Genomic DNA, 21,416 nt, shown 5'->3' with positions numbered 1-21,416 from the left:
TACTTAGATATTTCATCACAAAACTAAATCAAAAAAAACCGCATAGAAACTAATCTTATGCGGTTCTTACTTGCAGTTTTTATATGCGGCTCTTATATTCGGTTGTTACTTGCGGTTTTTAACAGCAACTTTTTTTTAAGCTTATCTTCGATAGCTGACTGATTAAGCCAGCATACCGCCATCCACAACGATTGTTGCACCTGTGGTATAACTCGAAGCATCAGAGACTAAATACAATACCGTACCAGCCATTTCATCTGGGTCAGCCACACGCCCTAGAGGTATCGCATGTAATGCCATTTTTAACACGGTATCATTGGTGGTCAAAGCTGAGGCAAACTTAGTATCGGTTAATCCTGGTAAGAGCGCATTGACTCGAATGTTTAATGGGCCGCATTCTTTTGCAAAGGCTTTGGTCATACTGATGACGGCTGCTTTGGTAATTGAATAAATACCTTGCTTGTCACCTGCGACCAAACCGTTAACCGATGCGGTATTCAAGATCACCCCACCACCCTGCTCGCGCATCATTTTGCCAGCAGCAGTCGACATAAAGAAATAACCGCGAATATTTACTTCCACAGTCTTATCAAAAGCGGCTAAATCCGTATCTAAGATATGGCCGTAATAAGGATTTGCAGCGGCATTATTCACTAGGATATCGATTTGACCAAACTCGCTTTTGATATGCTCAAAAACAGCGTTAATCTGATCCATATCACCCACATGGCAAGCAAAGGCGCTGGCTTTATGACCCTCAGCAATGATGCTATCAGCTACTGCTTGACAGGCGTGAATCTTACGACTAGAGACAATCACATGCGCACCTCTTGAGGCAAGCAAACGTGCAATCGACTCACCAATACCACGGCTAGCACCAGTCACTAGAGCAATCTTACCAGTTAAATCAAATAAATCTTTCATCATCATTCCTTATGTTTTAAAAAACGGCTTGTATACGATTCAAGTGTGAAGTTCGGATTTTTATCTTTGATACGCATCACCTATTATGCAGAAACAATATGTATAAAAGATAAAATCTGTTTAGGTCTCAACTATTTAGGTTTAAACATAGGTAATCATTATGATATACCACAATGATTACCTACGCTCATAAGTAAATAACTCATGACTGACTATTAGGCCAACATACCACCATCTAAGGTAAAGGCATGACCGTTCATAAAGCTGCTCTCATCGCTAGCAAGCCATGCAATCGCATTAGAGATCTCATTGACATTTCCTAATCGGCGTAACGGGCTGGCTTTGATCGTTGCTTGCTGCGTACGCTCATCCATCGTTGCCATCGTATTGCGTACCATAGGGGTATCGATAAAGCTTGGGCATACCGCATTGAAACGGATATTGGCGCGGGCATATTCATGGGCAGCAGATTTAGTAAGACCCATCACCCCATGTTTGGCCGCACTATAAGCTGAAATCATCGGCGCTGAACGCAGACCTGCAATAGACGCCACATTGATCACATGACCACCACCATTAGGTAGCATACAATTGACGGCGGCACGCATACAATGCCAAACACCTTTTAAATTCACAGCGATATTGCGATCAAACTCTTCTTCACTCAGCTCATGCATTGGGGATGGCTTGTGATCGATACCAGCGTTGTTCACCACCACATCCAGACCGCCAAGCGTTTCTACTGCATAGTCGAACAGCGCACGCACTTCATCACCACAGGTCACGTCTACCTTTTTGAAGACGACACTATTGCCAGCGTCTTGGCCTTGTTTGGCAACCGCCTCTCCCATCTTTTCTGCCATATCACCGATCACGACTTGTGCGCCGCGACTGGCTAGTAATAACGCGCTTGCTGCGCCGATACCCGAGGCGCCGCCCGTGATTAAAATTCGTTTACCAGCCACATTACTAGCCACATCTGATGCAATTCCGTTTGTATTCAGTGTCATGATCTATCCCTCTACCTTAAGTACCAGTTTGCCAAAATTTTCACCGTTAAAGAGCATCATTAGAGTATCAGGGAACCTCTCGATACCTTCAACGATATGGTCTTTCACTTTCATATCACCTGATTGAATCCAGCCAGCGATGTCTTTCATAGCGATTGGATATTCTTTGATATTATCAAAGACAACGATGCCTTCCATACGGGCACGGTTTACGAGTAATGATAAATAATTCGATGGGCCTTTTACTTCTGAGGTGTTGTTATACTGACTAATCGCACCGCAAATAACGATACGTGCATGCAGATTAATCTGGGTCAGTACGTCATTTAGGATATCACCGCCTACATTGTCGAAATACACATCGACGCCGTCTGGACAGGTTTTCTTCAATGCTTTTTTGACATCTTCGTTTTTGTAATCAATCGTCGCATCAAACCCAAGCTCATCGACTAAAAATTTGCATTTCTCAGCGCCGCCCGCGATACCAACGACTCGGCAGCCTTTAATTTTGGCAATCTGACCGACCAAACTACCCACCGCACCAGCAGCGCCAGAGACGACCACGGTCTCGCCTGCTTTTGGCTGACCTGTTTTTATCAGACCGAAATATCCTGTCATACCTGGCATACCGAGTACGCCCAAGTAATAAGGCAAAGGCGCTAGTTTTGGATCAACTTTATACAGATTAGCACCATCACTGACGGCATAGGACTGCACGCCATCGTGACCTGCGACATAGTCACCCACGGCAAATTTCTCATGCTTACTTTCAATCACCTCGCCTACAGTACCAGCGCGCATGACATCACCAATCTGTACCGGTGCGATATAAGATTTGGCATCGTTTAGCCAACCACGCATCGCCGGATCGATAGAGATGTATTCGACCTTGATCAGTAGCTGACCATCGGTAATCGTCGGTATTTCCGTCTCGGTATAGTCCCAAGTTTCAGCGCTTGGCGCGCCAACAGGTCTTGCTTTTAGTCGCCATTGTTTATTTATCATTGTCATGTCTCTTTCCTTAGAGTTGCTTTTAGAGTCGTCTTTAGAACCAATCTGTTTGCATATCAGTGCAAACCGAGTTGGTGTTGGTTAAAATTTCAATGTCACGTTTAACTAACGGTAGTTCCCAATCGATGAAGTATTTAGCCGCTTGTATTTTGCCTTTATAAAAATTCTGCTGCTCAATATCTTGCGTCGTACTTAATAGCTGTTCAGCTTTACTGGCTTGGCGAATCCAAATCCAGCTCAGTACAATTGAAGCAAAAATGTTCATCAGCGCTTGAGCATTACCAGTTAAAGTTAGAGCTTCTTCTGTCTGTAGAACTTTGCCTAAATGCACGAGCACTTCATGTAACTGATCCATATAAGGCATCAGCTTACCTGCAAGCTGTGCGCTCTCAGGCGTAGTGATACGTTCTAAATCTTGCGTAATCTCACGTTTTAGAATTTGAATACCAAGACCACCTTTTTGCCATAATTTACGAAATGACAAATCTAATGCCTGCACACCGTTTGTGCCTTCATGGATAGGGTTTAGGCGATTGTCGCGCCAAAACTGCTCGGCGTGATATTCACGCGTATAGCCCGCGCCGCCCAATACTTGAATACCTAAGTCATTGGCTTTTGGACCATACTCAGATGGCCACGCCTTTAATACTGGGGTTAGCAAATCTAATAGTTCAGTTAGCTCATTTTTTAGTGTTTCGTCTTCACAAGTATTGATACGGTCAATTAGGTTTGAGCCGTATAAGCACAATGAGATACCACCTTCAGAGTAGGCTTTTTGCGCCAATAGCATGCGCTTTACATCACCATGATTGATGATGGCGGTGGCCGCATCTTCAGGTTTATTGTTCGGGGCAATTCGACCTTGAGTTCTGTCTTTAGCATAATCAAGTGAGTACTGATAACCACGATAGCCAACCATCGACGCGCCAAAACCAACTGCGATACGTGCCTCGTTCATCATTTTAAACATATAGCGCAAGCCGAAATGTGCTTCTCCGATCAGGTAACCATGGCAGTCACCTTCGTCACCAAAGCTCAGTGCCGTAGAGGTCGTACCTCTATAGCCTAGCTTATGAATCAGCCCTGTTAGATGTACATCGTTGCGTTCGCCGACTGATGCATCTTCGTTTAAACGATACTTTGGGACGGCAAATAAAGAGATGCCTTTAACACCGCCAGGACCACCCGGGATTTTGGCCAATACTAAGTGGACGATATTATCAGACAGCTCATGATCACCGCCTGAGATATAAATCTTGCTGCCTTTTACGCGGTATGTACCATCGTCTTGTTTTACCGCCGTGGTTTTGATATCAGCAAGCGATGAGCCAGCGTGCGGCTCTGTTAATGCCATCGTGCCCGTAAACTCACCTGTCAACATACGCGGCATAAAAGCAGTTTTAATCTCATCACTGGCAAAGTGTGAAATGACATTAATCGCAGCAGTGGTCAAGAATGGATAAGCAGTGGTTGATGGGTTGGCTGCCATAAAGTAGCCTGCCACTGCCGTCATTACTGTTTCAGGTAGCTGCATGCCGCCATCTTCAAAGCGATAACGACCAGCGATAAAACCAGACTCACGGAACGCATCAAAAGCGACTTTGACATCATCTATCATGCTGACCTTTTTGCCATCAAACTGTGGCTCGTTTTTATCGGCAATATGGTTGTGTGGCAAAAATAAATCTGTCGCAATCTTATTTGCCGTTTCTAACACAGCATCGAATGTCTCGCGGTTGTGTTCTGAAAACTTTGCATGCTCAGTAAGTGATTCTGTACCTAGTACATCATACAACTGAAAGGGTAATTCAAAATCATTGAGGAGGGTATCTGCGGCCATAATATTCTCATTAACTGATTAAATTTGGTTATCAATCGATATTAATCTAATTTAACGCCTTACCGTATTGTCATTTATGACATAATTATGGTCAAATAAGACATACATCTAGAAATATTTAGCAAACAAACACCTTTTTTGGACAAAACCCATCACAGGAGTCGCAAACGCCCATGCCTTACTTCAAACCTTTTAAAGTCATTATTTTGGGATTCGATGGTGTGCTTGGCAGCGCCTTGACAGGTGCCTTAGATATCTTTTCATTTACTGGAGTCAGTTGGCAGCGATTCTTGGATGAACCTGTAGAGCCCAGATTTGATGTGCAGATTGCAAGCTTAGGGGGTGCTGATATCAGGTGTAGTAATCGCTTAATCATGCAAGCACATTGCGACATTCAAAACATAACTGAATGCGATTTATTATTAATTCCGACTATTGGTGATTCAATCGATAAAGTATTGAGCCGAAATGCAACGTTAATACCGCATTTAAAACGATTGGCAGACACGAAGTCAGATATTGCTAGCAACTGTAGCGGTGCTTTTTTTCTAGCTGCTGCTGGGTTATTAGATAATAAGGTAGCGACCACTCACTGGGGCTATGCGAGTAAATTTAAGGCAGACTTTCCGTTGGTTGACTTACAAGAGAATCAGTTTGTCACCCAATCAAAAGGCCAGTCAGCAGACCAATCAGGCAATATTTTTTGTGCGGCGGGCGGTAGTGCTTTTTATGATTTAGCATTGTTATTGATTGAACGATACTGTGGGCGTGAGGTGTCTACCCAAGTAGCAAAGACTCAGATTATCGATAGCAAAAGAGGCAATCAGAACAGTTATACCAATGTGACGTTACACAAACCACATTCAGATCAACTGGTTAAGCAGGTACAAGAGTTCATTGAGCAAAACTTCCAACAGCCGCTTCAAATCAGTAGCTTGGCGGCAATGGCTAATATCACGCCACGCACATTGAACCGGCGCTTTCAGTCTGCTGTGACCATGCGACCCATTGAGTATATTCAGGCCGTCAGAATTGAACAAGCAAAACGCTTACTAGAGTTGGGGGATGTGACGATAAAATCACTGGCTGACCAAGTCGGCTACGATGATATCTCTTCATTCACCCGCTTATTTAAGCGCGCAACTGAGCTGACACCAAAAGAATATCAAGAAAAGTTTTCTCGGTTGGCGATTTAACACGGTTCTTTAATGGCTAACTTTATAGGGTTTGTCTAATGCCTAAACCGCTTGCCACAATCCTTCGACATGGATAGCTTCTGCTTTGATGGTTGGATAGTCAGTAAATGCCAACTGATAGCCGCCAGTTGTATTTGGTGTAAGCTGACAGGTTGCTCCAAGAGGAAAGCTGCGCTTTTGTCCAATATGACCAAAGCTCATACCACTATAAATAGGCAATCCTGTTAATTTATGCAACTGACGCACCACGGTAGCAGCATCATAACGTTTGTCATAGCTATCCTCTCCTATACCAGACAATGCACCAAACACAATGGCCTGCTGGTTTTTGAACACGCCAGCCAAATACAGATCATATAGCATGCGCTCAATACGATACGCTTGCTCACCGACATCTTCTAAAAACACAATACCGCCATCAATACGTGGTAAATACTCACTACCTGCCAGCGCTGACACCACACTCAGATTACCACCCCAAATAGTACCCGTTAATGGTTTTGGCTCACCCTTTGTCAATATGGCAGGAAGCTGCTGACTGGTTAACGCAGCATCTCGTATAGTAATGGTTAGGTTAGGATTGGTTAATGCGTCCACAAATTTCTGACAGCTGACTTGGTCAGGTTGGGTCTTGCCAAACTCGCTATAGAGCATCGGCGCAGCAAGCGAGCTCATGTTACCCTTTGCCAATAATGCGCACTGAATAGCGGTCACATCACTAAAGCCTGCGAGTATCGTACCGCGCTCCGACATGATACGCCCAAGTGTCGACCAGTCCACCATAGGTAATATGCGCATGGCACCATAGCCACCACGGACGCCCAATAGCAGCTTAGGTGCCGCAATAGCACCAGTCGCGATGTTTTGCAGATCACTGGCTCGCTGCGAGTCGGTTCCCGCAAAACGCAGATACTGACGATTGGTAATCACTGGATTATTGACCTTGAAACCTGCACATGCCATACGTTCTAGTGCCAATTGGATACGGTCTTTACTACCACCGACGTTTGAGCTGGCAAACAGTCGTGTCTCAATCGTAGGCGCGATACAGCTTGTCTGTGTCGATGATATTCGCGCTAGTGAATCATCAGCCGTTAGCGTAGACGGTAGGTCATCTTTAGTGAGTTGTGTGCTACTAGAAGACTGTGTACTACTAGAAGACAATGTGCCAGAATCTAACGTATCAGAAGCCAATGCTTGAGTAATACTGTGCGTCGCTAATAACCCTACCCCTGCACTCACGCCAGCTTGACGCAAAAACTGGCGACGGTTCAATCCAGATTTCGTTTCAATCGCCGTATGACCATTTTTATTATCATCTGTTAGTGATTGTATTTTGGCGCTCATATCTCGCTACTACCTTATCATTTTTGTTTTTATATACTGGTAAAGCCATCTTTATCTTTGCCGCTTACTGGCTTAAAGCACATAGCCGTATATTGTAGACAGTTTTTTGCGCTGATAGTTGCCGAACCCTTGCCCATATTTACTTTTTCGCTACTGAGACAAACCACATAACGGTGATGACTTTGTTATAGTGGACAAGAATTCATCGTAAGAACATAGGGAGAATACCGATGTTTGCTAAAAAAAACGACAAACAAGACAAAAATGATGTACTTGACTCAGATGTAGAATACTTGATTGGTAAAGAAGATAAGCTCAAAAACAAACTAAAGAGTGACAGCTATCTTGAGCACTTCACCAAAGATTTGTTGCTGTTTATGAGCTTGCTCAAGGACTACTATAAAGGCGATTACCGGAAAGTTCCTTACAAGACGATTTCGGCAGGTATTGTCGGTTTGCTGTATACCCTAAACCCTATTGATATAATTCCTGACTTTATCCCCTTTATCGGTCATATCGATGATGCTTTGGTACTAAAATTCTGCTTGAAATTGATCGAAAAAGATTTACAAAAATATCAAGTGTGGAAAGATAGCCAGTCAACCACCAAAACCAATGCTAATGTGAAAAAATAAACCATAATCAAAAAAGCCACAACTGAAGAAATGAGTCATCAGTGGTGGCTTATTTTCGGACAACCCGATTAACAGGCGCTAATCAGGCACATCGTAATTGGCTTTTTCAGGATTCAGACCGAATGAATAAACGAAGGTCGCAACGAGACTATTGACAATAATAAAAGGCAAATCAATAGTGGCATGTCCCAATGCATAGCGACCAATCAGCCACGAGACGATCAGCATAATAATAAAAAACCCTCCCAAATACGCTAAGATGGTTGGATGCTTTAAATTATAAGCCTGCTTAGCGTCAGGATTCTTTTCGAGTACATGCGTCTTGATCGCCCACCCTGCTGCATAAGCAAACCCGCCTAACACCACATAACTTAAAAAATTCATATGTCCTGACTCTAATGATATAACGATTTATAACACAACTTTACTGCTAATGACTCACTCTACTTGTGACTTGCACTACTCAAATCAATGACGATCTAAGCGCCTTCATTCTAAGTGCCTTCATTGACATTTTCAATGATGATATTAGCATGTGGGTCACCTGCAATATCGGTATTAATCTCATCGCACTCTACTCGATAGATAGTGTTAGCTCCTCGATAAATATAGGACAAATACTCACTGTCTAGTAGCGGATCAATATTAGCATAGACCGGTTTGATATGAGCCAAAACCAATACTCTATCAGGACGACCTATGACAGCATCGACATTATCAGGATCAATGGAGAAAAAATTCGGTATTTCACTACTCTCTATCAATTCTAACGACTCAGGATCATCCCAAATACGCTCAGCACTGGTGGGCTCTTTCATTTGCATTATCCATGAACCATCTTTCTGACTGACTTTGATCTGGGCAGGCTCATCATTACTGATCGTATAACATCCCTCAAAAATAGAGAGGTCTATTGATTCAGTTACTTCTGCCCCACGTTGCGGATCATCATCACACGCGCTCAAAAACAGCGCACTGCTCACAGTAACACTGAGGATAAGACTTTTATAAAAAACGGTTGAGCGTAAGGACATAATAAGATTATCCTGCATTCATGCATTAGATTTTTATGAAAAAAAATGATAATTAAATAGTAGTGGTGGGCATATTACTAGGGTGTGTCCTCGTTTTAAAAATGCTGATAAAAATGAGCTAAATTGCCGTAAAACAAGCAAAGTAGCACAGATAGTATCGAGATATTAGTCAACTACTTAACACTGTTTGGCAAGATTTTGCCATTTTTAACCCATTTAAATGACTATCGATTGAACTAAAAACACATCCTAGGGCCTGCGATTATTTATCTTATAAGGCTTATGGCAAGCCCGCCTATTTTAACAGAAAATGTAAAAGTTACTATGATGATATGTGCTTTTACGATTTTGTGCGTTACGACTGTCCATCTTAATGGTAGATTTGTTATACTCAAACCCAGCATATAGAGTGATATAGTCAAATCTATATAAATACACTACATCATCACTTATTAGGTCAATACTGTTTTATGTCAGACAATCGCACCTCGGCGCCATCACCCAATATGAATAATACGATAAATCCATTGGCCGCTAAACCAAATACGACAGTGGCTTATACTGACGGTGCCTGCAAAGGCAATCCTGGTGCTGGTGGTTGGGGTGCACATCTTATTTTTAGTGATGGTCAAACGCAAGATTTGTACGGTGGAGATAAAGAGACCACCAATAATCGCATGGAGCTGATGGGTGCGATAAAAGCACTTACTCATAGCCCACATGAGCAACTTCTTGAGATTTGGACAGATTCTAGTTATGTCAAAAAAGGCATTACTGAGTGGATTGAAGGTTGGAAGAAAAGAGGTTGGAAAACAGCCAGTAAGAAACCGGTCGCCAATCAAGACCTTTGGCAACAACTGGATACCCTATGCCAACAACGAGAAGTAGATTGGCACTGGGTAAAAGGTCATGCTGGACATGCAGGTAATGAAAAAGCAGATGAGTTGGCAAACCTAGGTGTAACCTCCAGTAGTGAAGAAGTATCGATGATAGACTCATCAGATACCGCTAAAAAAAAAGCTCAAATAATGACCAATGAAGTACAAGAACCATCTAAGGATGACTGGCTAAAGTTCGATCCACTCGGCTTAGATGGTTTCGAAGACGAGCTATTAGATGAAGACATACTAGACGAAGCGTTAGTAGTAGCGTCACCAAAAGCTTATAATGATAAAAGCAATGACAGTAATACAAGTGATCCGGAAAGAAATACAAAAACGAATGACTATCATGATAATGCTAGCCAACCAATGAGTAATACAGCGATGCCAGAAGCTCAAACGCCCCTGACTGATGCAACGAGCCATAGCCCTATGTCAAATATGGATACTGATTCAAACATAAATAATGCAGAGAACAATGTACCAAAGTTCGATGGTGATACCAGTCGTGCCAATCCACACTTTAAGCCGCTGTTACCTAAGCCTATACATCGCCACGAATCTAACCGCCAGCTCATTATGGATACTGAAACCACAGGTCTCGATCCATTAAAAGGTGATCGAATCATCGAAGTGGGTATCGTAGAAATGGTCGGCCGTAAATTTACTGGCGAAAAATTACACGTGTATATCAACCCAAAGCGTGGCATGGATGAAGAAGTTATTCGCATTCACGGTATTTCTGAGGCATTTTTAGCCGACAAACCAACATTTGATCAAGTTGCCCAGTCGCTTTATGATTTTATGGACGGTGCCGAAATCATCGCTCATAATGCTACGTTTGATATGAACTTTTTGAATATGGAGTTCGCAAAAGTCGGTCTGAATGATTTTTCTGAGCGAGTACAAGTGACTGACTCATTAGTCATGGCTAAACACCAGTATCCTGGACAAAAAAACACGCTGGATGCACTGGTACGCCGTCTAGATGTTGGTAAGCAAGATCGTACCTTTCACGGCGCCTTACTAGATTCAGAGATTTTAGCTGAAGTATATTTGGCAATGACTGGTGGGCAGGTCACGCTAGCCATTGAAGAGGACACACAAACCGATGATGGTCAGACAGCCCATGCTAATTTTGCCAATCTAGCAGCCTTATTATTAGAATCACCCATGAATAACAATGCCAACCAAAACTGGTACACTTCACTGGCAGAAGACTACCCTGAGCTAAAAAACTATATGTAGTCGTCATTTAAATGACTTGCGATATCGACTTTTGTACAATATAGTCTTGAGTATCATTATATAAAGCGTTAAAAGATCACTAATAAATTAATAAATACTTTTTTATCATTGTTGAAACTATCACCATTAGCACATTATGGAAGTCTCCTATGGACCAGTCTGCTCAAATGAAATTAGCCGCCCCAACGCTTAGTGTTACTGACTTTAATCTACCCTCACTACATTTATTACATGATGAAATTATCGTTACTCTAAAAGATACTGAAATTCATCTGAGTGAATTTAATGATGACAACACTCAGGCGCCTTTGCTATTAGATTCTATTATTGTGTTAAAGCAGCTGTCTTGTATCTTTAAGCTTATTTCCTTAGTGGGTGCAGAAACTCTAAATATCGCTATCGTCGATGGTTTACAACGACTGTATGATAATGGCGATAATAATGATACTGATCTGATTATGGACTTGTCAGAAGCTATCATGACACTAGATCGTTATGTCGAATTTGTATTATTAACAGAGTCAGTAGAGCCTACTTTATTACTGCCTGTTATCAATAAACTCAATGCTCATGGACAAGTAACAGCCATTACAGCAGACTATTTTTCAGTATTTGGTAGCAGTAGTGTCATCATTGCCAATCCTGAAAAAAACTTTCAGCCGCTTAATGAACTCGGCCTAGATAGTGAGTTGTTGACCTATGCCTATCGTAGTGGTCTTGGTATCGCGCTACTGAATCAAGATGGCAGTGTTAGCCCAGACGATCAGCAAAAACTGGATGCCATGAGTGCAGCCTGTGCATTGGTCGCATCAAACAGCAGTAGCTTATTTTGGCAAGCAGCCACGGCAGCGGTCACTGATATCGCAAATATCTTACCGCTAAATCTAAGCCAAAAACATACGCTCATCTATTTAGAACAGCAGTTCCAAAGCTACTTACCGGTAATGGATACACGTTTTGCTGACTTAGTCAGTTTTGCTTGCCAACGGGATAACGAAGCCGCACAGCAGCTACGTGAGCAGTATGCCGATAATCAGTTAGACGCATCTCAGCTTGAGCAAATGAAACGTTTCTTGTTCGGTCCTAATCGCAAGCTGACCGATACTTTGAACACTATTATTCAAACTCAAATCAATGCTATTAAAGAAAACGTAGACAGTTACGCACGTGGTGAATCTATCAACCCTGTTGATGTGCAGACAGCACAAATCTTTGAAGAGCTCGCGGCATTGAGCTCAGCACTACGTTTGCTTGGTCTCACCAATGCGGCCAATAGCCTCAGCACAGCAGCAGAGGCTGTCAATAATTGGCAAGCACCTACACCTGATGACTTCGATCACTTGCTACTGGCCTTGATGCAGGCTGAAAACGCTGCTATCTCAATGGCAGAGATGCACACCCCAGGCGCAATCTACTTACCATTGAATAATGCCCATATCTCATTGCATCAGCTCAATACAGCAAACGATACCTTGATACAAGAAAGTCGTAGTGCCATCGCCAGTGCCGAGCAAGCCATCAATGATTATTTGGCAGAGCCGGAGCGCGATATACTCAATATTCAAAACATACCAGAAATGATGCGCCAAGTCTCAGGAGCGGTGCGGTTTTTACAATTACCCACTCCTGCTAGCATGTTGAGCCAATTAGCCAACTATCTAGAACAACGTATCGAAGATGAACAATCTATCGAAGAAGACACACTGGCTTGTATTGCTGATGTCATGATGGCTGTCGATCATCATTTAGACGGTTTTGAAAACAATCGTCCTGTTAGCAAACAAGCACTTGATGTCGGTCAGCAAAGCTTGAGCCACCTACTCGCTGCTTAAGGCTTATTACACATTTCTCTGCTTAATTATTAAATGGATACCTTTATGGCAGCAAAGACACTGCTATAAAGATATCCATTTGTACTTTTCATTTTAAATAAGTCTGTATCTATAATCATATACACTTGCCCCGACTGTTTGGAACTCCCTATATGACCAACGCTTTTGTATTTACTAACGATAGCGTTTTATGCCATCAAACGCCTAATGGTTGGTGGCCGTTAGCACTTCAATTACCACAGCCCAATGATGCAAATAGCATTTATGACGAGACTCAACCAGCATATCAGTTTGGTTGTGTCACTCTGCTCCAGAGTCTAGCGCCAAATCATTGGCTATCTAATAGTAATGACAGCGTAAATGACGCAACAGCGGATACTGACGATAATTTTACCGCACAAGCGGCTTTTGCTATTACTTGTGATTACGCAACAGCAAACAGTATCATACTGCCCCCTATCGATGAGCCTAGCGGTAATGCTTTTGTTCATTATCGTGAGCTCATTGCCCAGCTACCTGTGTCATTATCCGATCAGCTTAGCCAAGCGATTCAATTACTACGATGGCAAGCAGACACGCAGTTTTGCAGTCGTTGTGGCAATGCCACGACTCATGCCAAACAATCTGAGCGCGCGATGGTCTGTCCGGCATGCAAACTACACCAATACCCACGTGTACAACCTTGTGTCATTACCGCCATTACTCGGCCGAATCCAAGCACTGGCGAAATGCAAATTTTGCTCGCCCATCATCACCGTCATGGACAGCAAACACTGCCACCTATGTATGGTTTGATTGCAGGTTTTGTAGAAGTTGGAGAAAGCTTAGAGCATGCGGTCGTTCGTGAAGTAACAGAAGAGGTGAACATCAGCCTGTCAGATATTCGCTATGTAAGCAGCCAGCCATGGCCATTTCCTTCTAATTTAATGCTTGGTTTTCGTGCTACGTATGCAGATGGTGATCTTGTCATTCAAGAAGATGAGCTGTCTCATGCGGACTTTTTTGATGTATCCAACCTACCTAGAATACCACCCAAAGGCAGTATTGCCCATGAGCTGATTGCGCAAATCATGAGCGAACAAGGTATACCGCTTTAGATTAAACAAGTCCGTTATGGATAATTGTACTTTTAGTCAATGGTATAATGTCAGCACTTATTACTGATATCAAGGTCATTTATTATATGCAAAGTAGCGCCAATATTCGCTTAGTCAACTTACCTATATTGTTCAATGCATTAAATCTAGAAACACTGCCGGCGGATATACAAACGCAAATATCTTCTATCGATGCTTGTCTACCGCAGACACAATGTGGGCTTTGCGAACATCCAGATGGTTGCTTGCCTTATGCAGCTGCTATCGTACTAAATAATGAGCCCTATAATAAATGTGTGCCTGGTGGTCAACCAGTGACCAATGCGATTGCTGACATTATCGATATCGATAGTCAGGAAGCACTGCTGAATGCTGCACCTTCTCAATGGCCCGTAGATGCGACCTCTGAACGCCCTACTGAGGTACGCGCTATTATCCGTGAAGATGATTGCATCGGCTGTACTAAATGCATTCCTGCTTGTCCAGTCGATGCCATCGTCGGTACAGGCAAGCATATGCATACGATATTTACAGACTTGTGTACTGGTTGCGAGCTGTGTATTGCACCTTGTCCCGTTGACTGCATTGACTTAGTCACGATTGAGCGAGAAGTATCTGAGACTGAGCGTATAGCAGAACAAGAAGATTTAAGACAACGCTATCACAATCACCTAAGACGCGTCACCAAACAACTTACCGATAGTAACAATAGTAGACCTGTAGTTAGTATGGTCGAGGCAAAACTCAACAATGCCGCTAGCCAGTCGTTAAACATCAGTGAAGCACAAGCAAAAAACACCATTGCAACGGCTAAACTTCGTAGTAAAATTAAAAAGCTTGAGAAGCAGTTAAGTGTTCGTGCTAATCCACAAAAACAAGCGGAGCTCGACGCACTACAAGAAGAGCTGTCACAGCTATAACACCATCTACAAAAATCAAAGTAGCCAATAAAGAAGTGCAAGTACTGCGCATAATAGGCTAAGCAATTTTGACACAGTTAATCGTGTTTTTTGGGTTTGATATAGTTAGGCATAAACAGCTTATAAAATAATAGAAAAAGTAGACAGCCAGTAGCACTCAGATAACTTGATAGCCAACAGTTTGAATAACTGATCGCCAAAATAGTAGTAAAGATACCATGAGTAAAACCGTCAAACATAAAACAGCCGACACCCCACCATCCAGACGAATGCCCAACCGTGACGTGCGCCCGTTTTTTGAAAAGTTGGCAGCGACAATTGATGAACCAGTGACAGAGCTAAATTACAACAGCAATTTTGAATTACTGATTGCGGTGATTCTGTCCGCACAAGCCACCGATGTGAGTGTCAATATTGCAACTCAGCAATTGTATCCAGTCGCAAACACCCCAAAAGCGATATTAGCATTGGGTGAAGACAGTCTGAAATCCTATATCAAAAATATTGGCCTATATAACGCCAAAGCCAAAAACGTCATTAAGACCTGTCGCGACTTGATTGATAAATTTGATAGCACCGTACCTGACAACCGTAAAGACTTAGAGTCACTGGCAGGTGTGGGCCGCAAAACAGCCAATGTGGTGTTAAATACTGCTTTTGGTCAACCTACCATGGCGGTCGATACTCATATATTTCGAGTGGGTAATCGTACTGGTCTGGCTACTGGAAAGAACGTATTAATTGTCGAAAAAAAGCTGGTTGAGCGTATCCCAGATGATTTCATCGTTGATGCCCATCATTACCTTATTTTACATGGCCGCTATACTTGTCAAGCGCGCACACCAAAATGCGGTGCTTGCCCTGTCTATGATGAGTGTATGTTTAAGGACAAAGCAGCGTTTTTAGAGCTATAACCACGCTTTATGATAAGAGGTTTAATGAATCTACTTTTTGTGTGTACAAAAAATAAATGGCGTAGTCCGACTGCTGAAAAAATCTATTCAAATCACCCTAATTTGTCTGTGCGCTCTGCGGGTACCAGCCGTTCTGCTCGTAAGCACATCAATATAAAAGATATTCATTGGGCAGATATTGTCTTTGTGATGGAAAATAAGCATAAGCGCTATATCAATGAACAGTTTCGTCATCAGCTTGATAGCAAAAACATCATTGTTTTAGATATTCCTGATGATTATCATTATATGGATAAAGCATTAATCTCATGCTTACAAGATGATATAGATAGCTATTTATCTCTATAAAATTTATTTATGCTTTAAGAAAACAAGATACTGACCCTTGCCATCCTTAATCAATATCCAGTTACCTCATAACACCATCCATTGCTAGAGTTTTGCTTCGATACACGGTAAAATATGATAATTTTTTGATTCCTTTTCGTCTTTTTATTCCAATATATTTAATAATGACTGAGTTCGTAAACTACAGTCCCTGCAATTAAGCGACCCCTTTATGCGTGAATACAACTTATTTACCTCAGAATCTGTAAGTGAAGGTCATCCTGACAAAATGGCTGACCAAATCTCAGACGCCATCCTTGATGCGATTTTACAAGAAGACCTACACGCACGTGTGGCATGCGAAACCTTGGTAAAAACGGGTGCTGTAATACTCGCTGGTGAAATCACTACGACGGCAAATATCGATTTAGAGCGTCTCGTTCGTGATACTGTTAACGGCATTGGCTATCACCATTCAGACTTAGGTTTTGATGGTGAGACTTGCGCAGTGATTAATATGCTCGGCAAACAATCTCCTGAGATTGCCCAAGGTGTTGATCGTAGTGACCCTGAAGCACAAGGTGCAGGTGACCAAGGCTTAATGTTTGGCTATGCCAGTAATGAAACCGACGTGTTGATGCCCGCCCCTATCGAGTTTGCGCATCGTTTAATGGAGCGCCAGTCTGAGCTACGCCGTGCAGGAGATCTGCCTTGGTTACGCCCAGATGCCAAAGCACAAGTTACACTAAAGTATGATGGCAACAAACCTGTCGCGATTGATGCAGTAGTGTTATCAACACAACACGATCCTAGTATCTCTCAAGCTGACCTACAAGAAGCCGTGATGGAATCTATCATCAAGCAAGTATTACCAGCTAATTTATTACATGCTGGTACACGCTACCACATCAACCCAACTGGTAAGTTTGTGATTGGCGGCCCTGTCGGTGATGCTGGTCTCACTGGTCGTAAAATCATCGTCGACACTTATGGCGGCATGGCTCGTCATGGTGGCGGTGCCTTTAGTGGTAAAGACCCCTCAAAGGTAGATCGTAGTGCTGCTTACGCGGTACGTTATGTCGCAAAAAATATCGTAGCTGCAGGACTTGCTGATCGCTGTGAAGTTCAAGTCAGCTATGCAATTGGGGTCGCGGAGCCAACCTCTATCTCTGTCAATACCTTTGGTACTAGCAAAATCAGCAACGATGAAATCATTCGTCTGATTCGCACCCATTTTGATTTGCGCCCTTACGGCATTACCCGCATGCTGAATTTATTGCAACCAATGTATCAGCAAACTGCTACCTTCGGTCATTTTGGCCGTCCAGGTTCAGAGACTGCCTTTACATGGGAAAAAACAGACAAAGCTGAAATCTTGAAGGCAGATGCTGGTTTATAAAACCCTTGCTTTAGATTTCTACAGACCGTTTTTATATACTAAAATTTATCGATACTTATTAGGAGCAGCTCATGTCTCAAGACACTACTCAAAACAACGATACTGATGCCAATATTGAAATCACCCCTGAAATGCAAGCGTTTTACCAACGTGCTGATGCTATTATTGGTATGGCAAATAGCCAATTGAGCCCTGACGCTCACTCAGGACAAGTAGGCGCTTCTTTATTATATGCAGCTGCACGTTATAGCGCTTCAGTCGCTTCTATTGGATTCGTCAAAGGTGATGACTTTGCCAAGGAAAAAGACGATATCGTTGAATTTTATGTGAAACAATATCGCCAAATGCTCAGCGATAACCTAACGGATTATGCACAAAATTTTGACCAATACGTTCAGCTTAACCAAGATGATAAATCAGCAGAATAATACAATGGTCTTTCACTAATTTTTTAGAATGTCCAAAAATTTTATAGCAATAAAATCAAACCCAAGTTTATGATTAAGCTTGGGTTTTTTGTTAATTATCATTTAGTAGATGACTTCTCATAAATAGGATAATATGGATTGAAACCATTTGATTTATAACATGGTTGAAACTAACTATCGATAACAGGAATTTATCGGAATTTATCTTTTATAAGGACGTATTACTATGAACTATTTATTAAAATCATGGCGATCACGCTTATTATTATCAGGTTTATCTGCAACCATCGCGTTGACTGGCTGTAGTAACATCCAAGGTGTAGGTTCGTCTGATACGCCTACACACCCTATTCATAGCACTGAACACAATCACTCAGTGCCTAGCGACAATATTTTTACAAAATGTCCGCCCTATAATCCTGAACAAACAATGTGTACCGCACAATACGACCCTGTCTGTGTCACGATAAAAACTGATGCAGGGCTCAACTATCGTACTGCGGGTAACTCATGCTCAGCATGTGGCACAACTGCGGCATTAGGCTATGTCAAAGGGCAATGCTCGTAACCTAGTATAAACAACATTAAAAAAAGCCCTTACTTGTGATTAAGTGAGGGCTTTTGAGTATCACATTATTTTATACAATCAACTAATTATCATAGGTTTCCAAGTCAGGGGGACCTGTAAGCAGCTCTTCATCACGGAACTCATTGGCCGAATTATGCTCTGCTGACTCTTCAGTAACGAACCACTGTTGGTTCCGATATAGTATCAGACGATCTCGACTCAAACCTCGCAGTAACGAATACATCATAATAACGATGACAATAGCAAAAGGGAAACCTGAAACGATAGAAGCTGCTTGTAAAGCCTGTAAGCCACCTGCTGCCAACAATACCGCTGCAATAATCCCTTCAGTTCCCGCCCAAAACAGACGCTGAATTTTTGGAGGATTGGTATCACCACCTGAAGTCAACATATCAATCACAAAACTCGCTGAATCTGACGACGTCACGAACCACAATACGATCATCACAACAATGAGAGCGTTCATGGCAGCCGTAAAAGGAAAAGACTCCATCAGCTTAAATATGGCACTACCTGTATCGGCTTTAACCGCTTCAATAAGTCCAGGACTGGCGATACTAGGATCAGCAGCAGCCATCAACTCCATGTGTACTGATGAACCACCAAAAGCTGTAAACCATAGAAATAAGATCGTAATAGGGATTAAAAGCACCCCTAATATAAACTCACGAATGGTACGACCACGAGAAATACGAGCAACAAACACACCGACGAATGGTGACCAGCTGATCCACCATGCCCAATAAAATATCGTCCATGACGACTGCCAGTTTTCTTCGCCTCGATACGATTCTGTCCAAAGACCTAGCGGAATAACTTGATGTAAGTAGTTGCCAATATTTTCGACAAAACTATTCAAAATAAACTGTGTTGGACCTAAGATGACCACAAAGCTTAGTAAAACTGCCGTGAATAGGATATTCATATTGCTTAGACGCTTGATGCCTTTGTCTAACCCTAAAAATAAAGAGCCAGCTGCAAGTAAAGTAATAAATGCAATGAGAATAATCTGAGTAGACGTATTAATAGGAACATCGAATAAAGCATTCAGACCTGAGTTGATCTGTAACACCCCTAAACCAAGCGTGGTCACGACACCAAACATCGTACCAAATACTGCTAAGATGTCGACAGTATGACCCATAGGACCATATATTTTTTTGCCTATGAGAGGATATAGTGTCGAGCGTATGGCCAACGGTAAACCTACACGGTAATGAAAATAAGCCAGTGCTAATGCCACCATGCCATAGAGTGCCCACACGTGAAAACCGTAATGCAGAAATGATATATTCATCGCCAGTTTAGCAGCTTCAATGGTCTCACCATCTCCTAACGGTGGCGACATAAAGTGATATAGCGGCTCGGCAGTCCCCCAATAAATCAGGCCAATACCAATACCAGCTGAAAACAACATGCCAATCCAAGAGACCAAATTGTATTCTGGCTTTTCGTTTTGATGACCTAGCCTGATATCGCCATAACGGCTAAATATCATATAGATACTCATCACCAACGTTAAATTGACGACCACAATAAAAAACCAGCCAAACCGCAAAGACACAAAAGCTTTTGCCTGACTAAAGACAAGTTCTGCTTGCTCATTGAAAAGAGTACCGAAGATGATAAACGCCATAATTAACAATGCTGACGTTAAAAACACAGGTCTACTTACCCGTGGAAAAATGCCTAACCGACCAACTTTCACATGATCCATGTATTAATCTCAATATTTTGGACCGGCTACCATACCAAGATATGCTTGAACTATCAAATCTGAGCAGGCACTCACCACGGTTCAAAATACAAAAAACCCTAAGATACTCATGTATCTCAGGGCTCTTTACGACTTATACCAACCCTCTAATTAATAATATCTTATGTAAGAATTATCAGTTATTTTGATGGTTATTCGCCTTTTACAATCTTAGGTGGTCCTTTTAACAAGTGCTCGTCAGCAAACTCATCTGCCGAGTTATGGTCCGCTGATTCTTCAGTAATAAAGTGTTGCTGCGCTCTATATAGTATCAGTCGATCTCGACTCAAACCACGCAATAACGCATACATCATTGCAAATACCACCAAAGCAAATGGTAACCCTGCCACGATAGCAGCTGCTTGTAACGCGCTCAACCCACCTGCTGCAAGCAATATAGCTGCAATAACACCTTCCGTACTTGCCCAAAATAAGCGTTGGATCTTTGGCGGATTAGTATCACCACCTGCTGTCAACATATCAATAACAAAACTTGCAGAATCTGATGACGTCACAAACCAAAGTACAATCATAATGACAATCATAAAAGTAATGGGCTGCGCCAATGGATAGTACTCAACCAATTTAAAAATTGCACTACCAAAGTCCGTTTGTACTGCTTCGACTAGCCCTGGACTGGCTAGCGCTGGATCGATAGCAGCAAGCAGCTCCATATGGATAGCAACACCACCAAACGTTGAAAACCAAAAGAATAGTATCGTCATGGGAATGAGTAACACCCCAAGAATAAACTCTCTAATCGTACGACCACGGCTAATACGAGCAATAAACACACCGACAAATGGAGCCCAACTTACCCACCATGCCCAATAGAATATCGTCCATGCTGACTGCCAGTTGTCTTGACCTTCATAAGCCTCACCCCATAGACCTAGCGGCACAACCACTGAAAGATAATTACCGATGTTTTCTAGAAAGCTGTCAAAGATGAAAAGCGTTGGGCCTAATACCACCATAAAACCAAGCAAAATAGCCGTCAAACCGATATTCACATCGCTTAAACGCTT

The 21,416-nt window shown here is 42.4% G+C and carries 20 protein-coding genes; 11 read left to right on the top strand and 9 right to left on the bottom strand.

The window, feature by feature from the left end; genetic code table 11:
• Window positions 1-162: 162 nt before the first annotated feature.
• From ACT3RN_RS08400 to ACT3RN_RS08385, 4 genes are all read right to left on the bottom strand, one after another.
• A complete protein-coding gene (locus ACT3RN_RS08400) occupies window positions 163-927 on the bottom strand; it encodes an SDR family oxidoreductase (protein ID WP_225739127.1) in 765 nt (254 codons plus the stop codon).
• Between the two features lie 212 nt (window positions 928-1,139).
• Window positions 1,140-1,934, bottom strand: a complete 795-nt coding sequence (locus ACT3RN_RS08395) for an SDR family NAD(P)-dependent oxidoreductase (RefSeq protein ID WP_192992180.1) — start codon at window positions 1,932-1,934, stop codon at window positions 1,140-1,142.
• 3 nt (window positions 1,935-1,937) lie between these two features.
• On the bottom strand, window positions 1,938-2,945 hold the full coding sequence (locus ACT3RN_RS08390) for an NADP-dependent oxidoreductase (protein WP_226945109.1): 1,008 nt from the start codon (window positions 2,943-2,945) through the stop codon (window positions 1,938-1,940).
• Window positions 2,946-2,979: 34 nt separating this feature from the next.
• On the bottom strand, window positions 2,980-4,785 hold the full coding sequence (locus tag ACT3RN_RS08385) for an acyl-CoA dehydrogenase (protein ID WP_192992181.1): 1,806 nt from the start codon (window positions 4,783-4,785) through the stop codon (window positions 2,980-2,982).
• Window positions 4,786-4,958: 173 nt separating this feature from the next.
• On the opposite strand from ACT3RN_RS08385, the gene ACT3RN_RS08380 reads away from it, so the two are divergent.
• Window positions 4,959-5,981: a GlxA family transcriptional regulator gene (locus ACT3RN_RS08380; RefSeq protein ID WP_192992182.1), complete on the top strand. Its 1,023-nt coding sequence runs from the start codon at window positions 4,959-4,961 to the stop codon at window positions 5,979-5,981.
• Between the two features lie 42 nt (window positions 5,982-6,023).
• On the opposite strand, the gene ACT3RN_RS08375 is transcribed toward ACT3RN_RS08380, so the two are convergent.
• Window positions 6,024-7,328 (bottom strand): LD-carboxypeptidase, encoded by a 1,305-nt coding sequence (locus ACT3RN_RS08375; protein WP_192992183.1) that lies wholly within the window; start codon window positions 7,326-7,328, stop codon window positions 6,024-6,026.
• 230 nt (window positions 7,329-7,558) lie between these two features.
• Between ACT3RN_RS08375 and ACT3RN_RS08370 the strand changes: the two genes are divergently transcribed.
• Window positions 7,559-7,963: a YkvA family protein gene (locus tag ACT3RN_RS08370; RefSeq protein WP_192992184.1), complete on the top strand. Its 405-nt coding sequence runs from the start codon at window positions 7,559-7,561 to the stop codon at window positions 7,961-7,963.
• A 78-nt stretch (window positions 7,964-8,041) separates the two neighbouring features.
• Here ACT3RN_RS08370 and ACT3RN_RS08365 read toward each other — a convergent pair whose 3' ends face one another.
• A complete protein-coding gene (locus ACT3RN_RS08365; protein WP_192992185.1) occupies window positions 8,042-8,347 on the bottom strand; it encodes a hypothetical protein in 306 nt (101 codons plus the stop codon).
• A 110-nt stretch (window positions 8,348-8,457) separates the two neighbouring features.
• Window positions 8,458-8,997, bottom strand: coding sequence for a hypothetical protein (locus ACT3RN_RS08360; protein WP_192992186.1), 540 nt, complete (start codon window positions 8,995-8,997; stop codon window positions 8,458-8,460).
• Between the two features lie 470 nt (window positions 8,998-9,467).
• Here ACT3RN_RS08360 and dnaQ point away from each other — a divergent pair, with 470 nt between their 5' ends.
• From dnaQ to ACT3RN_RS08315, 9 genes are all read left to right on the top strand, one after another.
• Window positions 9,468-11,126: a DNA polymerase III subunit epsilon gene (gene dnaQ / locus ACT3RN_RS08355; RefSeq protein ID WP_192992187.1), complete on the top strand. Its 1,659-nt coding sequence runs from the start codon at window positions 9,468-9,470 to the stop codon at window positions 11,124-11,126.
• Window positions 11,127-11,275: 149 nt separating this feature from the next.
• Entirely contained in the window at window positions 11,276-12,958 is a 1,683-nt protein-coding gene (locus ACT3RN_RS08350; RefSeq protein WP_192518952.1) for a hypothetical protein, read from the top strand.
• A gap of 152 nt (window positions 12,959-13,110) precedes the next feature.
• Entirely contained in the window at window positions 13,111-14,055 is a 945-nt protein-coding gene (gene nudC, locus ACT3RN_RS08345) for an NAD(+) diphosphatase (RefSeq protein WP_192992188.1), read from the top strand.
• Between the two features lie 86 nt (window positions 14,056-14,141).
• A complete protein-coding gene (locus ACT3RN_RS08340) occupies window positions 14,142-14,975 on the top strand; it encodes an RnfABCDGE type electron transport complex subunit B (protein WP_192518950.1) in 834 nt (277 codons plus the stop codon).
• 218 nt (window positions 14,976-15,193) lie between these two features.
• Window positions 15,194-15,889 (top strand): endonuclease III, encoded by a 696-nt coding sequence (nth, locus tag ACT3RN_RS08335; RefSeq protein ID WP_192992189.1) that lies wholly within the window; start codon window positions 15,194-15,196, stop codon window positions 15,887-15,889.
• 24 nt (window positions 15,890-15,913) lie between these two features.
• Entirely contained in the window at window positions 15,914-16,237 is a 324-nt protein-coding gene (locus ACT3RN_RS08330) for a low molecular weight protein tyrosine phosphatase family protein (RefSeq protein ID WP_192518948.1), read from the top strand.
• Between the two features lie 211 nt (window positions 16,238-16,448).
• Window positions 16,449-17,615: a methionine adenosyltransferase gene (metK, locus tag ACT3RN_RS08325; RefSeq protein ID WP_192518947.1), complete on the top strand. Its 1,167-nt coding sequence runs from the start codon at window positions 16,449-16,451 to the stop codon at window positions 17,613-17,615.
• A gap of 71 nt (window positions 17,616-17,686) precedes the next feature.
• Window positions 17,687-18,043, top strand: coding sequence for a DUF3144 domain-containing protein (locus ACT3RN_RS08320; protein ID WP_192518946.1), 357 nt, complete (start codon window positions 17,687-17,689; stop codon window positions 18,041-18,043).
• A gap of 226 nt (window positions 18,044-18,269) precedes the next feature.
• Window positions 18,270-18,611 (top strand): hypothetical protein, encoded by a 342-nt coding sequence (locus ACT3RN_RS08315; RefSeq protein ID WP_192518945.1) that lies wholly within the window; start codon window positions 18,270-18,272, stop codon window positions 18,609-18,611.
• A gap of 82 nt (window positions 18,612-18,693) precedes the next feature.
• Here the strand turns inward: ACT3RN_RS08315 and ACT3RN_RS08310 are convergent, their stop codons facing one another.
• Window positions 18,694-20,349 (bottom strand): BCCT family transporter, encoded by a 1,656-nt coding sequence (locus tag ACT3RN_RS08310; RefSeq protein ID WP_442069692.1) that lies wholly within the window; start codon window positions 20,347-20,349, stop codon window positions 18,694-18,696.
• Between the two features lie 191 nt (window positions 20,350-20,540).
• The coding region (locus tag ACT3RN_RS08305) for a BCCT family transporter (RefSeq protein ID WP_442069690.1) at window positions 20,541-21,416 on the bottom strand (876 nt) is incomplete at its 5' end.

This window comes from Psychrobacter sp. AOP5-GZ1-6 (assembly GCF_052376345.1).
In the GTDB taxonomy this organism is placed as follows: Bacteria; Pseudomonadota; Gammaproteobacteria; order Pseudomonadales; family Moraxellaceae; genus Psychrobacter.
Note: the sequence above shows the minus strand (reverse complement) of the source record. Positions and strands in the feature narration are given on the sequence as shown.

Bases quoted from the DNA above. Each gene is read 5' to 3' on its own strand.
- ACT3RN_RS08380 (WP_192992182.1), top strand. From the start codon at position 4,959: ATGCCTTACTTCAAACCTTTTAAAGTCATTATTTTGGGATTCGATGGT.
- ACT3RN_RS08315 (WP_192518945.1), top strand. From the start codon at position 18,270: ATGAACTATTTATTAAAATCATGGCGATCACGCTTATTATTATCAGGT.
- ACT3RN_RS08330 (WP_192518948.1), top strand. From the start codon at position 15,914: ATGAATCTACTTTTTGTGTGTACAAAAAATAAATGGCGTAGTCCGACT.
- nth (WP_192992189.1), top strand. From the start codon at position 15,194: ATGAGTAAAACCGTCAAACATAAAACAGCCGACACCCCACCATCCAGA.
- metK (WP_192518947.1), top strand. From the start codon at position 16,449: ATGCGTGAATACAACTTATTTACCTCAGAATCTGTAAGTGAAGGTCAT.
- ACT3RN_RS08340 (WP_192518950.1), top strand. From the start codon at position 14,142: ATGCAAAGTAGCGCCAATATTCGCTTAGTCAACTTACCTATATTGTTC.
- ACT3RN_RS08320 (WP_192518946.1), top strand. From the start codon at position 17,687: ATGTCTCAAGACACTACTCAAAACAACGATACTGATGCCAATATTGAA.
- ACT3RN_RS08395 (WP_192992180.1), bottom strand. From the start codon at position 1,934: ATGACACTGAATACAAACGGAATTGCATCAGATGTGGCTAGTAATGTG.
- ACT3RN_RS08350 (WP_192518952.1), top strand. From the start codon at position 11,276: ATGGACCAGTCTGCTCAAATGAAATTAGCCGCCCCAACGCTTAGTGTT.
- ACT3RN_RS08385 (WP_192992181.1), bottom strand. From the start codon at position 4,785: ATGGCCGCAGATACCCTCCTCAATGATTTTGAATTACCCTTTCAGTTG.
- ACT3RN_RS08375 (WP_192992183.1), bottom strand. From the start codon at position 7,328: ATGAGCGCCAAAATACAATCACTAACAGATGATAATAAAAATGGTCAT.
- ACT3RN_RS08400 (WP_225739127.1), bottom strand. From the start codon at position 927: ATGATGAAAGATTTATTTGATTTAACTGGTAAGATTGCTCTAGTGACT.
- ACT3RN_RS08370 (WP_192992184.1), top strand. From the start codon at position 7,559: ATGTTTGCTAAAAAAAACGACAAACAAGACAAAAATGATGTACTTGAC.
- ACT3RN_RS08390 (WP_226945109.1), bottom strand. From the start codon at position 2,945: ATGACAATGATAAATAAACAATGGCGACTAAAAGCAAGACCTGTTGGC.
- ACT3RN_RS08310 (WP_442069692.1), bottom strand. From the start codon at position 20,349: ATGGATCATGTGAAAGTTGGTCGGTTAGGCATTTTTCCACGGGTAAGT.
- ACT3RN_RS08365 (WP_192992185.1), bottom strand. From the start codon at position 8,347: ATGAATTTTTTAAGTTATGTGGTGTTAGGCGGGTTTGCTTATGCAGCA.
- ACT3RN_RS08360 (WP_192992186.1), bottom strand. From the start codon at position 8,997: ATGTCCTTACGCTCAACCGTTTTTTATAAAAGTCTTATCCTCAGTGTT.
- nudC (WP_192992188.1), top strand. From the start codon at position 13,111: ATGACCAACGCTTTTGTATTTACTAACGATAGCGTTTTATGCCATCAA.
- dnaQ (WP_192992187.1), top strand. From the start codon at position 9,468: ATGTCAGACAATCGCACCTCGGCGCCATCACCCAATATGAATAATACG.